The organism is Pantoea sp. F_5 (assembly GCF_008631595.1).
Lineage (GTDB): Bacteria > Pseudomonadota > Gammaproteobacteria > Enterobacterales > Enterobacteriaceae > Pantoea > Pantoea gossypiicola.
In genome coordinates, this window is the sequence record NZ_VWUO01000008.1 from 51,304 (window position 1) to 66,043 (window position 14,740).

Annotated in this window: 9 protein-coding genes; 7 read left to right on the plus strand and 2 right to left on the minus strand. The window is 54.2% G+C overall.

The features are described from left to right. The first annotated feature begins 4 nt into the window (after positions 1-4). The 6 genes from lptB to npr all read left to right on the plus strand — a co-directional run bounded on the left by lptB (position 5) and on the right by npr (position 4,322). Positions 5-730 carry an LPS export ABC transporter ATP-binding protein gene (gene lptB / locus F3I44_RS12340; RefSeq protein WP_009092467.1) on the plus strand — a complete coding sequence of 242 codons (726 nt, stop codon included), beginning with the start codon at positions 5-7 and terminating at the stop codon, positions 728-730. Positions 731-778: 48 nt separating this feature from the next. Next, a complete protein-coding gene (rpoN, locus tag F3I44_RS12345; protein WP_150011847.1) occupies positions 779-2,212 on the plus strand; it encodes an RNA polymerase factor sigma-54 in 1,434 nt (477 codons plus the stop codon). Positions 2,213-2,233: 21 nt separating this feature from the next. Then, the gene (gene hpf / locus F3I44_RS12350) at positions 2,234-2,521 is read left to right on the plus strand and encodes a ribosome hibernation promoting factor (RefSeq protein WP_013359877.1); all 288 of its coding nucleotides are present in this window, start codon (positions 2,234-2,236) and stop codon (positions 2,519-2,521) included. Positions 2,522-2,671: 150 nt separating this feature from the next. After that, positions 2,672-3,151, plus strand: a complete 480-nt coding sequence (ptsN, locus tag F3I44_RS12355) for a PTS IIA-like nitrogen regulatory protein PtsN (protein WP_013359876.1) — start codon at positions 2,672-2,674, stop codon at positions 3,149-3,151. A gap of 47 nt (positions 3,152-3,198) precedes the next feature. Then, positions 3,199-4,053 carry an RNase adapter RapZ gene (gene rapZ / locus F3I44_RS12360; protein ID WP_010251920.1) on the plus strand — a complete coding sequence of 285 codons (855 nt, stop codon included), beginning with the start codon at positions 3,199-3,201 and terminating at the stop codon, positions 4,051-4,053. Further along, positions 4,050-4,322, plus strand: coding sequence for a PTS phosphocarrier protein NPr (gene npr / locus F3I44_RS12365; protein WP_010251923.1), 273 nt, complete (start codon positions 4,050-4,052; stop codon positions 4,320-4,322). The genes rapZ and npr overlap by 4 nt, the downstream gene beginning before the upstream one ends. Before the next feature lie 3 nt (positions 4,323-4,325). Here the strand turns inward: npr and mtgA are convergent, their stop codons facing one another. After that, the gene (gene mtgA, locus F3I44_RS12370) at positions 4,326-5,045 is read right to left on the minus strand and encodes a monofunctional biosynthetic peptidoglycan transglycosylase (protein WP_150011849.1); all 720 of its coding nucleotides are present in this window, start codon (positions 5,043-5,045) and stop codon (positions 4,326-4,328) included. 869 nt (positions 5,046-5,914) lie between these two features. Beyond that, positions 5,915-8,266 carry an aerobic respiration two-component sensor histidine kinase ArcB gene (gene arcB / locus F3I44_RS12375; RefSeq protein ID WP_150019431.1) on the minus strand — a complete coding sequence of 784 codons (2,352 nt, stop codon included), beginning with the start codon at positions 8,264-8,266 and terminating at the stop codon, positions 5,915-5,917. Between the two features lie 887 nt (positions 8,267-9,153). On the opposite strand from arcB, the gene F3I44_RS12380 reads away from it, so the two are divergent. Next, entirely contained in the window at positions 9,154-14,685 is a 5,532-nt protein-coding gene (locus tag F3I44_RS12380; protein WP_150011853.1) for a glutamate synthase-related protein, read from the plus strand. Positions 14,686-14,740: the final 55 nt, after the last annotated feature.

Genomic DNA, 14,740 nt, shown 5'->3' on the forward strand with positions numbered 1-14,740 from the left:
AGCTATGGCCACATTAATCGCAGAAAACCTGGCGAAGGCATATAAAGGCCGTCGCGTGGTAGAAGATGTCAGTCTTCAGGTAAAGTCCGGCGAGATTGTCGGCCTGCTCGGCCCGAACGGTGCCGGTAAGACCACCACCTTTTACATGGTGGTCGGTATTGTCCCGCGTGACGCTGGCCGCATTGTCATTGATGATGAAGATATCAGCATCCTGCCGCTGCATGCGCGTGCGCGCCGTGGCATCGGCTATCTGCCGCAGGAAGCATCGATTTTCCGTCGCCTCAGCGTTTACGATAACCTGATGGCAGTATTACAGATTCGTGATGACCTGACCGAAGAGCAACGCCAGGATCGCGCCCGAGAGTTGATGGAAGAGTTTCACATCGAGCACCTGCGCGACAGCATGGGCCAGGCGCTGTCGGGTGGTGAACGACGTCGTGTTGAGATTGCCCGCGCACTGGCTGCCAATCCAAAGTTTATTCTGCTGGATGAGCCTTTTGCCGGTGTTGACCCTATCTCTGTTATCGACATCAAGAAGATCATTGAGCATCTGCGTGACAGCGGCCTCGGCGTGCTGATCACCGACCATAACGTGCGCGAAACGTTAGCGGTCTGTGAGCGGGCCTATATCGTCAGCCAGGGCCACCTGATTGCGCATGGCACACCCAATGAAATTCTTGCGGATGAGCAGGTTAAGCGGGTTTATTTGGGTGAAGAGTTCAGACTCTGATAAGGTGTCGTTAATACCGATGTTTACCTGGGAACTACCATCCTGTCTATGAAGCAAGGTTTACAACTCAGGTTCAGCCAACAGCTGGCAATGACTCCACAATTGCAGCAGGCGATTCGCCTGCTGCAACTCTCCACGCTTGAACTCCAGCAGGAGTTACAGCTGGCGCTGGAAAGTAATCCACTGCTTGAGCAGACCGATCTGCATGACGAAATTGACTCCCGGGAATCGTCGGAAGCCGAAGCGCTGGATACTCGTGAAGCGCTTGAGCAGAAAGAGATGCCTGATGAGCTGCCGCTGGATGCCACCTGGGATGAAATCTACACCGCTGGCACCCCTTCCGGCACCGGTACCGATTATCAGGATGATGAGTTGCCGGTCTATCAGGGCGAAACCACGCAGTCACTGCAGGATTACCTGATGTGGCAGGTCGAATTGACGCCTTTCAGCGATACCGACCGCGCGATTGCAACCTCTATCGTCGATGCTATCGATGACACCGGATATCTCACCGTCTCGCTTGAGGAGATCCTCGACAGCATCGGCAACGATGAGCTTGAAGCGGATGAGGTTGAGGCGGTGCTGAAACGCATCCAGCGCTTTGACCCGATTGGTGTGGGCGCACGCGATTTGCGTGACTGTCTGCTGGTTCAGCTTTCCCAGTATGCACCAGAGACACCGATGCTGGCTGAAGCGCGCCTGATTGTCAGCGAACATCTCGATCTACTGGCCAATCACGACTTCCGCAGCCTGATGCGCGTCACGCGCCTCAAAGAAGAGGTGCTGAAAGAGGCGATGCTGCTGATTCAGTCGCTGGACCCGCGTCCGGGTCAGTCGATCAACACCGGCGAGCCGGAATATGTTATCCCCGACGTGCTGGTGCGTAAGGTTGGCAACCGCTGGACGGTTGAACTCAATGCCGACAGCGTGCCGCGTCTGAAGATTAACCAGCACTACGCGGCAATGGGCGGTGCAACGCGCAATGACAGCGACAGCCAGTTCATTCGCAGTAATCTGCAGGAAGCGCGCTGGCTGATTAAGAGTCTGGAAAGTCGTAATGATACGCTGCTGAAAGTCACGCGCTGTATCGTTGAGCAGCAGCAGGCGTTCTTCGAGCAGGGTGAAGAATTTATGCGTCCGATGGTGCTGGCCGATATCGCCCAGGCCGTTGAGATGCACGAATCAACCATTTCCCGTGTGACCACGCAGAAGTATCTGCACAGCCCGCGTGGCATTTTTGAACTGAAGTACTTTTTCTCCAGTCACGTTAATACGGAAGGTGGCGGCGAAGCCTCCTCTACCGCGATCCGTGCTCTGGTGAAGAAATTAATTTCGGCGGAAAATCCAGCCAAACCCTTGAGCGACAGTAAACTGACCTCCATGTTATCCGATCAGGGGATCATGGTGGCACGGCGTACCGTCGCCAAATATCGTGAGTCTTTATCCATCCCGCCATCGAACCAGCGTAAACAGCTGGTTTGACAGAAATGAGAAGGAAGACCTATGCAGCTGAACCTGACCGGGCAACATGTTGAAATCACGCCACCTTTGCGTGAATTCGTCAGCGGTAAATTTGCCAAACTGGAACACTATTTTGAACATATCAATCAGGTCTATATTGTCCTGAAGGTTGAGAAAGTCACACAGGTGGCTGACGCAACACTCCACGTGAACGGTGGCGAGCTGCACGCCACGTCCGAAGCGGAAGATATGTATGCGGCAATTGATGGGCTGATTGATAAACTCGCCCGCCAGCTGACCAAACACAAAGATAAACTGAAAAAACACTAACCTTCACGCTAGCTACGCGCGCCTGGCGCGCAGAGCCGACAGTATGGGGCGGATAATCCGCCCCGTTTTGTCATCTGAGCAAGCGCCGTTTGTCGCACATATCAGGGCGCTGGCGGTGAATGGCCTGGTGAACACGCAAGTGAAACGATAATGAACAACGATCTTACACTGGAATTGAGCACAGTGCTTTCGCCAGACTGCACCCGCAGCGGCGTACACTGCCAGAGCAAAAAACGTGCGCTGGAAATCATCAGCGAACTGGCCGCTAAGCAGCTCAACCTGCCGCACCAGACGCTTTTCGAAGCGATTCTGACCCGCGAACGTATGGGCAGTACCGGTATAGGTAACGGAATAGCCATTCCTCACGGCAAGCTGGAAGAGGATACATTGCGTGCGGTAGGAGTATTTATCAGCCTTGAGCAGCCGATTGCGTTTGATGCCGTCGACAACCAGCCGGTCGATCTGCTGTTTGCATTACTGGTTCCGGCTGATCAGTGCAAAACACACCTGCACACCCTTTCACTGGTGGCAAAACGTCTGGCAGATAAAACGGTTTGCCGTCGTCTGCGTGCTGCGCAGAGTGATGAAGAGCTCTATGCCATTATTACGGAAGTCCAGACAGAGCAGTAACGCGGCTTTACCGGCCCGGTGCCGGTTTTAAAACGGGAGAGAAGGTCATGGTGCTGATGATCGTTAGCGGTCGTTCAGGCTCGGGGAAGTCAGTGGCGCTCCGTGCGCTGGAAGATATGGGGTTCTACTGCGTTGATAACCTGCCGGTCGTGTTGCTGCCTGAGTTAGCCAACTCGCTGGCGGAACGCAATATTTCGGCGGCGGTCAGCATCGACGTTCGTAATATGCCTGAATCCCCGGAAATTTTTGAAACCGCGCTGAATAATCTGCCTGACACATTTTCACCTCAGTTGCTGTTTCTCGACGCCGATCGCAATACCCTGATTCGTCGTTACAGCGATACGCGCCGTCTGCATCCCCTCTCCAGCAAAAATCTGTCACTGGAGAGCGCCATCGATGAAGAGAGCGATCTGCTGGAGCCGCTGCGTTCGCGTGCCGATCTGATCATCGACACCTCAGAGATGTCGGTACATGAGCTGGCCGAGATGCTGCGTACCCGTCTGCTGGGCAAGCGTGAACGCGAACTGACCATGGTATTTGAATCCTTTGGCTTCAAACATGGCATTCCTATAGACGCTGATTATGTCTTTGACGTGCGCTTTCTGCCCAATCCCCACTGGGATCCTAAGCTGCGCCCGATGACCGGCCTTGATCGTCCGGTGGCGGCATTCCTTGACCGCCACACTGAAGTGCACAACTTTATCTACCAGACACGCAGCTATCTTGAACTCTGGCTGCCGATGCTGGAGACCAATAACCGCAGCTATCTTACCGTGGCAATTGGCTGTACTGGTGGCAAACACCGCTCAGTTTATATTGCAGAACAGCTGGCGGATTACTTCCGTTCGCGCGGTAAGAATGTACAGTCACGCCATCGCACGCTGGAAAAGCGCAAATCATGACCGTCAGACAAACTGTAGAAATCAAAAATAAGCTGGGTATGCACGCCCGTCCGGCGATGAAGTTATTTGAGCTGGTGCAGAGCTTCGATGCCGAAGTATTGCTGCGCAACGAAGCGGGCACGGAAGCCGAGGCCAGCAGCGTGATTGCGCTGCTCATGCTCGACTCGGCTAAAGGCGGCCACATAGAGATTGAAGCCAGCGGCCCGGAGGAAATTCCGGCGCTGGCAGCGGTCATTGAGCTGTTTGAAGCGGGTTTTGATGAGGACTAAGGCTTAGTCGAGCTTGTTACGCTGCAGGAAGCCTTCCCCGCCAAGCTGGCGCATCTGACGCATTATCCACTGCTGCCGCTCTCTGACATAGCCTGAAGGTGCAGCAGCACGATAGCGGATAGGATTAGGCAAAACTGCCGCCAGTAAAGCAGCATCGGCTGCAGTAAGCCGGCTGGCTGGCTTGTGGAAATAACGCTGTGAAGCTGCCTCAACACCAAAGATACCCGGCCCGAACTCTGCAATATTAAGATAGACGGTCAGAATACGTCGCTTCGTCCAGACTGTCTCAATCCCAACTGTCAGCCCCGCTTCCAGACCTTTGCGCACCCAGCTGCGGCCATCCCACAGAAACAGATTCTTGGCTGTCTGTTGTGACAGTGTGGACGCCCCACGCATCCGGCTATCGCTGTTATCCAGTACAGATTCAATGGCCGCGACATCGAACCCCCAGTGGTCCGGAAACTTTTGATCTTCTGAGGCGATAACGGCCAGCCCCATCCATGGCGAAATCTCATCATGTCCGACCCAGTCAGAATGGGCGACATAACTAAAGTCACCGTGTAACCAGGCACCAATCTGTCGTTCAGCCATCACCGCTGAAAACGGTACCGGTAAGAACGAAAAGAGTAATATTCCCGCCAGCCATACGCCCAGCCACACCAGCAGGATACGGCCAATAATACGTCTGATACGCTGTCCGACGCTTTCTTTATGCTTGTTCATGCAATCTTCCCACACTTGTTTCAGACGTTAATCAATCACTCATGTAATCACTGCCAGAAAAGCAGCTTTTTCACAAATTTCGCTGGAAACCTCATCGCGGTTTCCAGACTTTATTCAATCATTTTGCATCAAAATGCTGCAACAGTTCGAAATAGTTCAAGGACTTCCGGAAAAAAGGAATCGGTTCCATTCATTGCCACTGCTTAGCATCTTTCCAGATAAACACTTAATAATGGGAAATAAGCGCTGGTTTAAATCATTCAACATACTTAACTATTATTTTTTTATGAATGATGGACTGCCCAAAGCTTAAACAGAACCATGCTTATAACGTATAAATAAACAGCGTTTAAGAGCGTCACTCATCGTTGTTATGGCCCTGGTTACTTTCGGTAAGCACAATGATGTCAGCGCAATGAAGGGCCAAAGTTTTAGATTCTTTTTTATCATTCCAAATCGTTTTGGATAATTCGTGTCATTTCAGGGCGGTCACTTGCAATATCAGCGCGTTAGCCTGCCTCAGGAGGCAGATGTTAATGCCAGCTTAATTTACTGCCGCTCAACCTTTGCTTTGCAGCTGAGCAGCGTCAAAACCACACCAAAAACCACAAATTTGATTAAAATATCAGCAATGCAGCAGAGAAAATGATTCCTTGCTTGACTGTGTTGCCAAATTAATGTTTTCTGTATTTAAACGCTGCTCAATATCACAAATTTTAATGAATCTTTTCGCATGAGAAGATGAATTTGCTAAGGTGATGACAGTGTTAACCAATACCCTGCGGCTGCATTAATTATTCAAATCATAGCGGTCGCAACATTTTCCCTGGTGTTGGCGCAGTATTCGCGCACCCCGGCCTCGGCTGGGGTCATTTTTTTCCGGCATATGACTGATCCTGCTCTGCCACCCAGTCGCGCAATACCTGCACATCGTGTCGCCACTCATGCTTCAGCTCGTCAATCCATTCAACAACGTTGTCCCACCACGCCGGTAATTCAGGACTCTGGATCTGTTTCGCCAGCATCTGCAAACGCTGCAGCCCGACCGAACCCGCCGCCCCTTTAATCTTGTGCCCCTCTTCAGCAATGCCTTTCTGATCGCGCGCCATCAGATTCGATTCCAGTACAGCAAGATAGTCCGGCATCATCTTTTCAAACATCGTCAGACTTTGGGTAATCAGGGCCGGACCAACCAGCTCGATATACTGTTCGAGCATCGCCACATCCAGCAGCATCCGGGTTTTGTCATCGCTGGCATCTGTGGTTTCCTCTTCCGAATCTGCCTGATAATCCCAGTACTTTTTAATCATCGCGGTCAGCGCCGGTACTGCCAGCGGTTTGCTCAGGACATCATCCATTCCCGCATCGAAATACTCTTTTTTGTCTTTAAGCACGTTGGCGGTCAGCGCAACCAGCGGTGGCAGATGCGTTCCCTGATACTGCTGGCGAATCGCACGCGAGACATCCAGTCCGGTCATATCGGGCAGTTGAATATCCAGCAGCACCAGATCAAACTCCAGCGGGTCGAACATCGCCAGCGCTTCGCTGCCGGTCATCGCGACCTCGACGCTGCAACCCAGCTTCTCAAGCACCGAGCGTGCCACAATCACATTCAGCTCAATATCTTCCACCAGCAGCACATGCAGCGCAGGGAGTGGCAGGCTGTCGTCCAGGCCTTCATCTTCCACCTCTTCAGCAATGCGTGGCGCTTTGATCTCAACCGTGAAGCATGATCCCTGTCCTGGTGCGCTATGTACGCGGATGTCACCGCCCATTGCCTGCGCCAGACGACGTGAAACCGCCAGCCCGATGCCGGTGCCGGTCGCCGGTTTACCGCCATGCTGATCTTTGACCTGATAGTACATCGCGAAGATCTTATCCTGCTCCTCCTGACGAATACCCATACCGGAGTCCTGCACCTCAAAGCGCAGCGTTTCGTCCTGCTCATAGGCTACCCGCACTACGATTTCGCCCTGCTGAGTGAACTTCACGGCATTACCAATCAGGTTCCATAGAATCTGACGCAGACGCGTTCCGTCCGTCGAAATCATATGTGGTAGCGGCAGTTGCGGCGCGAGTACAAACTTCAGCCCTTTTGGCTGGGCCAGCAGGCCGGAAAGATTTTCTAAATCGGCGAGGAAACCGGTGAAGTCGAGGGGTTGATTATCCAGCTGTACTTTGCGGCGCTCGATTTTGTCCACCTCAATCACGTCATTAAAGATGTTGCCCAGCGTGATGGCAGAGACGTGGATGGTTTTCAGGTATTTCAGCTGTTCCTGGTTAAGGTCGGTATCCAGCAGAATACGACTCAGGCCGACAATGCCATTAAGCGGCGTACGAAGCTCGTGGCTGATCGTAGAGATAAAGGTGGTCTTTTCCCGGCTGGCGTTCTCTAGCGCGTCCTGATAGCGCTTACGCTCCGTTATATCGCGACCAAAGCCCATCAGCCCGCTGCGCTTACCGACGCGGTCGTAATAAGGCACTTTACGGATCTCGAAACAGGCTTTGCGCCCGTCGGGATATTGCAGCCACTGTTCATAGGTCAGCGAGACGTTATGACGGAACACCTTCTCGTCCGTTTCCAGCACCTTCGTTGCCGCTTCATCATCGTAGATATCGCGTGGCGTCAGGCCAATCAGCTGCTTTTCGCTTTTGCCAGTCAGCAGTTCCATCGCGCGGTTACAGCCGGAGAACTGCTTATCAATGTTGCGATAGAAAACCAGGTCAGGCGACGCATCCAGGAATGAGCGCAGGAAAGAGGATTGCTGCTCCAGCTCAATCTGTGCCTGCTCGCGACGCGTCACCTCTTCACGCAGCTTGTCCATCACTTGTTCGCGAGCCAGCTCCGCCTTCTTACGATCGCTGATCTCCTGATTCAGCTGCGTGATGGTCTCTTTCATCTGCTGGTTCAGTTCCAGGTCGCGGGTTCGCATCTCTTCCAGCTTATCTACCAGCCGTGCCAGACGTTGACGCGACTCCTCCAGCTGATCGACCACCACCGACAGAAAATAGACCGCCCAGGGTGTAATCAGCAGCCCGAAGAAGACCGAACGCACCACGTCAATGCTCTCAACATGACCCCGCAGTACCATCGTAACCGCCATCTGGACAATCATCGCCAGCACCACCAGCGCAGATGCCAGCAGCAGCGAGAACCTCACCAGCCCAAGCTTGACCATTAAATCAACGTAGTACTGCGCCAACAGACGAATTTGTTTCATAACAACTCCCTGGAAGAGAAACAGCCTCATAATAGCGCAGTTAGATTGCTGACGTCCCGGCACGTCGCGTGGAGATGCGGGATCAAGTGCGCTTTTATGGTGCATTCGCATAGCCGATCGGCGACGTTAAGGACAAAGGGCCTAAAACCCTTGACTGATTGTGCCAAATGAATAATCTGTAATGCCGCCAGCGAATCCGTGATTTCTCTGTATGGCCTTTTTTCAATATCCTGGCAACGTCACGTTGCGCAGGCACACCTTGTTTACCTGCATACTCATTCAACTTAAATGATATTTTAAGCACGTTCGTGCTGATTAATTTTTCTTATAACCAACCGCTGTTTCATTCAAATAGCCGGACATAAGAAAAACAGATACATGCTATGCATCAACGGTTCTGAACAGCATTTAATGCTGTCTAACACCCTGTCACCAGCATGGTGCAGAGATCTGACGCCTGCACTACAGTGAGTCAGTTCACATTTATGGGCCGATCACCAGGCTACAGAGTGATACATTTTAAACCTTAAAAACCTATTAATTCATAAAGTTACCCGTATAAAAGGCCTGTTAACCTTCTCTGACCGCCCTATTTGACCTGATTACGCTTTCCCGATAAGTTGGAAATCCGCTGAAAGCTTTCCAGACGGGCCATTGTCTCGGCATATCTATGCAACAAGAAGACTCCCGCGCGGTTTAAGTCATCTCCTTTAAGAGACCGGAAATCAGAGAGCAGCTCAATTAAGGACGTTTTAACGATGTCTGGAGAGAAATGCTCAGGGCTATGACGCGCGCTCGACAGAGCATGGCGATGAAAATGATAGCGCTCGTTGCGCTCAGACCCTGAAACAGTGCAGGTAATGTCAAAGCAGTTAAGGAGACCCTCAATGTCCACTAAAAAACCTCAATCCTATGGCTTGTATGATCCGACAGCAGGCAGTGACAGCTGTGGTGTAGGTTTCATTACGCGCAAGGACGGCGAGCAGACCCACGAAATTCTGCAGATGGCGCACAGCGCTCTGTGCACAGTGCCACATCGTGGCGGTATGTCAGCGGAAGGCGTTGGCGACGGCGCGGGGGTCAACGTTGACCTTTCCCTGCACTTCTTCCGCAAGATTACCGGCCAGCCGCTGGAAGCAGGCCGCTTTGGCGTCGGCAACTTCTTTGTGCCGAAAGATGCTGCGCTGCGCGCGAATGCTGAACGTCTGGTAGATGAGACACTCAGCAGCTTTGGCCTGCCTGTCATCATGAAGCGTGACATGCCGCTCGACAGCAGCGTGACGCGTCCGGCCGCCGTACAATTTCAGTTACCGATTCTGCAGTGGATTTTCACTGCGCCACAGGACGTGAATGACCAGAACGACTTCGAACAACGCATCTACCGCGCCCTGTTAACGATTGAAGCCCGCGCCTTTACCGAAAGTGAATTTGGTGGCCTCTATCCGCTGTCGCTGTCGTCGCGCACCCAGGTGTTTAAAGCCCGTCTGAACTCCAATGAAGTGATCCCCTATTTCAAAGATTTGACCGATCCCGATCATCAGGTGCGCGGGCTGTTTTTCCATACCCGCTTCTCCACCAACACCGATCCGCATACCACGATGGCCCAGCCGTTCCGCCTGATGGCGCATAACGGTGAGCTGAACACGGACCGTAAAAACCGCATCGCTGAGTCCGCGCTGGCACTGGCCCGTGGCAAGAAAATCGTGCGGCCGAAAGGTCAGTCTGACAGCTCGCGTCTGGATCAGAGTATCCACAGCCGTCTGATGGAAGATAACCTCGACCTGATCACCGCCGTCGTCTCAATGATGCCGCCCGCCTGGGAAAACGACAGTTCACTGCCAGCAGAAGTGCGTGACATGCTGGAATATTTCTCTCTTTATGAAGAGAAGAACGACGGCCCGGCGGCATTAATCTTCGGCAACGGCGAAGTAATAGGTGCCCGCCTTGACCGTCTTGGCCTGCGTCCACTGCGTTCAGTTGAAACGGCTGAGTATATTGGGGCGATGTCGGAAGCCGGTCAGATCGCCTTCCCACCGGAAAGCGTATTACGTCGTGGCCGTATCGAAGCGGGCGGCATGCTCTATTTCGATCATCGTGAAAAACGCAGCTACACCACGCTGCAGGCGCTGGAAAAACTGGCTGCGGAAAAAGATTACTCAGCGTTGCTGCGTGAAGCGCGTGTCGGTCTTGACGATTTGCCTGAGATCCCGGCAGAACAGCAGGGTTCACCGCTGCGTTATCGCGGCGATCTGAAAACCTATCAGCGCTTTGTGGCTTACTACTACAACCAGGAAAGCTTCAAATTCATGATGGACCCGATGCTGAACACCGGCGCAGAGAAAATCTCCGCAATGGGTTACGGCAACGCCATTAACGGTTTATCCGATCATGAAGGCGGCATGGCGCACTACTTCTCTCAGCGCTTTGCTCAGGTCACCAACCCACCGCTGGACTCAATCCGCGAAGTGGATGGCATGACGCTGCGTGTCGCGCTGGGCGCAAAACCCCATCTGGGCCGCAGCAAGGGGCGTCAGATCGTGGTACCGAGCCCCATCCTCAGCCATCTTGATATGCTGCGTTTGCGCGAGCAGACCATCGCACCTTACGCCCGCTTTGAGATGCTCTATGAGCCGGTCATCGGCAAAGATCTGCTGAGCACCACTGCGAACGCGAATGCGCTGGAAAAAGCGATTGATGACCTGGCGCAGCAGGTGGTGGATTTTGCCCGGACGCAGGGCGGCATCGCCGTTCTGACCGACCGCCATATCTCATCAACGCACGCCGCAATCCCGATGCTGCTGGTGGTTTCTGCCATCAACCAGCGCCTGGTGCAGGAAGGTCTGCGTCTGGATGTTTCTCTGGTGGTGGAAAGCGGCCAGAGCATCTCCTCGCATCACATAGCTGCCACCCTCGGCTTCGGGGCTTCTGCTATCTATCCGCTGGGCGTACAGATGCGTGCAGAGGAAAAATTTGGTGAAGGTGAAGAAGGTAACAAAGCCTTTAAGCGCTATGCCAAAGCCGCCGAAAAAGCCCTGATGAAAACCATGGGCAAAGTCGGTCTCTGTACCGTTGAGAGTTACAGCAGCGGCGAATTCTTTGAGCCTAACTTCCTCAACACCGATGATCCGGTTCTGAAAAAGTATTTCCCGAATATCAAAACCCCTGTGGGTGGCGCAGGCTTCGCAGCCATCGCGGCAATGGCCGTTGACTGGCATCAGAGCGCGCTGAAGATTCAGGGCGAATCTGAAGTGCCCTTGCTGGGCCTGTTCAAAGAGCGTGCAGAAGGCGCGGGTCACTCCTACGGCACCATCGCCGTGCGGACCTTCATCGACATGACCGAAGAGCCGATTCGCTTTGCCGACAAGGCGCGCGAAGAGGACAACTTCATTCGTCTGATGACGCTGGCAAAACTGGATAACGCCTTTGGCATTAAGCCAGAGACCTTTAAAGACAGCAGCTTCGAGCGTATCCCGGATGATGTGATCAACAACTTTGCGATTACGGCCGATTACCGTCAGTTCTCAAGCCTGATGTATGAAGAGCGTAAGCGTCGCCCGGCGGCCCTGCGCGACATCCTGACCTTCCCGGCTGACCTGACCCACATCGACAGCGAAGCGGAGTTCCGCCGTAAGCTTGGACGCTACTCGCTGACCAACAACGGCTTTGCTATTCGTGGCATGGTGTGTGAAGCAGTGGATGGCAGCCTGAATCACTTTATGCTGCGTCTGACCGATGCGATTGAGGGGCTGAAGCCAGAGAGCGAACGTCTGCAGAACCTGTCTCGCGCCCTGAAATCCCGCTTTGGCGACGAAATCGAGAGCAGCGATGTGGTGACGGGCGGACTGAAGGTAACCGCATACGGTAAAGCGGCAGATTATCTGTCTCGTATTTTCACCACCCTGCCCTCACTGCCGCTGAGCGACGTGCAGCCAGCCTGTGAAATTACCCGTACCTTTGCTTCCGGGGCAATGAGCCACGGTGCACTGGTCGCCCCGGCTCATGAAGCGGTCGCACACGGCACCAACATGGTCGGCGGCATGAGTAACTGTGGTGAAGGTGGCGAGCATTACTCCCGTCACGGCACCATCCGCGCCTCGCGTATCAAACAGCTGGCTTCGGGTCGTTTCGGCGTCTGGGCTGCCTATCTGGCGGATCCGATGCTGGAAGAGCTGGAGATCAAAATTGGTCAGGGCGCGAAACCTGGCGAAGGTGGTCAGTTACCGGCGGCCAAAGTGACCGTCGAGATTGCTGCGGCCCGTGGCGGTACGCCAGGCGTTGAGCTGGTCTCCCCGCCGCCGCATCACGACACCTATTCCATCGAAGATCTGGCGCAGCTGATCCACGACTGTAAAGCCGCGCGGGTGCGCGTTATCGTTAAACTGGTCTCGTCTGAAGGCATCGGCACCATCGCGGTTGGCGTGGCTAAAGCGGGCGCAGACGTGATTAACGTCGCGGGTAACACCGGCGGGACCGGCGCGGCGTCGGTAACCAGCCTGAAATATACCGGACGCGTGGCGGAAATCGGCATCGCTGAAGTCCATCAGGCGCTATGCGCAAACGGCCTGCGCGATAAAGTACAGCTGCGCTGCTCTGGCGCGCAGCAGACCGGCAGCGACGTGGTGAAATCTGCTCTGCTGGGCGGTGACAGTTTTGAGTTCGGTACAACAGCGCTGATGATGCTGAAATGCGTGATGGCGAAAAACTGCAACGTTAAGTGCCCGGCTGGTTTAACCACTAATGCCGAAGCCTTTGATGGCGATCCGCGTCAGCTGGCGCAGTACTTCCTCAACGTAGCGCATGAAGTGCGTGAGATTCTGGCACGTATGGGCCTGCGTTCCCTGCGTGAGGCGCGTGGCCGGGCCGACCTGCTGCACCTGATGGATCACCCGCTGGAAGTGGGCAAACTCGACTTACGCGCCATGCTGACCGTGGTGCCAGAGCTGAAGATCGACAAGCCCGTCTATCTGGAGAAGGACTTTGAGCTGGATGATGGCTGGATTGAGCAGCTGAAGCTGTCGCTGGTAGAGCAGGGAAATCCTGACGTCGCACTGGGCAACGGCATCGTTCTGAACAACCGCAACAAAAGTGTGGGCGGCCAGTTAGCGATCGACATTGAACGCATGCTGAACCATGAACTGAGTGTGGCGCAGTTGCAGGCGATGCCTGCGGTGATGACCGACGATCGCGGCCGCCGTTATCTGGCCCCTGAGAGCGTAAAAATTTCCACCACCGGTTCTGCTGGTCAGTCATTTGGCGCGTTCTGCAACGATGGCATGCAGCTGGCCCACTACGGCACCTGCAATGATGGCGTCGGCAAGGGACAGTGTGGCGGTGAGCTGATTGTCATGTCGCCGGGCGGCGGCGCGCAGGATGGCGATGGCAACGTGCTGATTGGTAACTTTGCGCTGTTTGGCGCGACCGGCGGACGTCTGTTCGTGCAGGGTCAGGCCGGTGACCGCTTCGCGGTGCGTAACTCCGGCGCAACGGCCGTGGTTGAAGGCGTCGGTGACTTCTGCTGCGAATACATGACTAACGGTGCCATTCTTAACCTGGGCACCTTTGGTAAAGGATTTGGCAACGGCATGAGCGGCGGCTTTGCTTACCAGTACGATCCGTATGGATCGCTGGCCAGCCACGCCGCAGGTGATTCAGTGCGGTTCGGATCGATTGCCGATCAGGATGAGATGGCGCAGGTGCACAAACAGGCCGTGCTGACCATGCTGAACTGGCACCTGGAGGCGACCCAGTCACCGCGTGCTGCCTGGCTGCTGGAGAACTGGGAAACAGAGTGCCACCACTTTGTTTACGTGATGCCGCGTTCGCTGCTGCTCTATCAGGATGGCGGCGAGATCCTCAAAGCCAGAAGTCGCAAAGATCTGCTCGAAGAGCTGTCAACGGCGCTGGCCGGCCATCAGGTAGCGAAATTCAAAGCCGCGTGGCGTCAGGGTAAAACCATCGCCAATGGTGCCGTCCCGGCCTATGGCGCGACCGATACGCAGGAGATGTTTGTCCTGCTGAACAACTACACCGTGCTGAGCTTTGCTCAGCAACTGGCACTGGCTAAATTGCCGAAAGGCACGCCGGTTGAAGATGCCGCGGTGGAAAAAGCGGTGCGTAATCTGCTAATGACGGAAGACTTTTCGCTGATCAGCAAGCTGCAACGTCATGCCCGTTCCGCCATCGAGAGTTACAGCGATGACGAACTGGCGAGTCTGATTGGTACTAAACGTATGTCAGATTACAAAGCGGCACTGACGCAACGTAACATCCGCTCCATGGACAGTCTGGCGACCTATGGCTGGATCATGTATCAGGATGCCTGTAATCGGGAAGTGCTGGGCCGCCTGCCTGACTTTGAAGAGCTGTTTGCACGTGCGGCATTGCCGGAAATCGCCGCTGCGGTGGGTAAACTCTCCTGACAGTGATACTGATCAGGCTGAACTGAATATTATTAATTGATCATTGCCCGGATTA

Coding starts and splice junctions, on each gene's coding strand:
- arcB (WP_150019431.1), bottom strand. CDS start 8,266: ATGAAACAAATTCGTCTGTTGGCGCAGTACTACGTTGATTTAATGGTC.
- npr (WP_010251923.1), top strand. CDS start 4,050: ATGACCGTCAGACAAACTGTAGAAATCAAAAATAAGCTGGGTATGCAC.
- rapZ (WP_010251920.1), top strand. CDS start 3,199: ATGGTGCTGATGATCGTTAGCGGTCGTTCAGGCTCGGGGAAGTCAGTG.
- lptB (WP_009092467.1), top strand. CDS start 5: ATGGCCACATTAATCGCAGAAAACCTGGCGAAGGCATATAAAGGCCGT.
- hpf (WP_013359877.1), top strand. CDS start 2,234: ATGCAGCTGAACCTGACCGGGCAACATGTTGAAATCACGCCACCTTTG.
- mtgA (WP_150011849.1), bottom strand. CDS start 5,045: ATGAACAAGCATAAAGAAAGCGTCGGACAGCGTATCAGACGTATTATT.
- rpoN (WP_150011847.1), top strand. CDS start 779: ATGAAGCAAGGTTTACAACTCAGGTTCAGCCAACAGCTGGCAATGACT.
- ptsN (WP_013359876.1), top strand. CDS start 2,672: ATGAACAACGATCTTACACTGGAATTGAGCACAGTGCTTTCGCCAGAC.
- F3I44_RS12380 (WP_150011853.1), top strand. CDS start 9,154: ATGTCCACTAAAAAACCTCAATCCTATGGCTTGTATGATCCGACAGCA.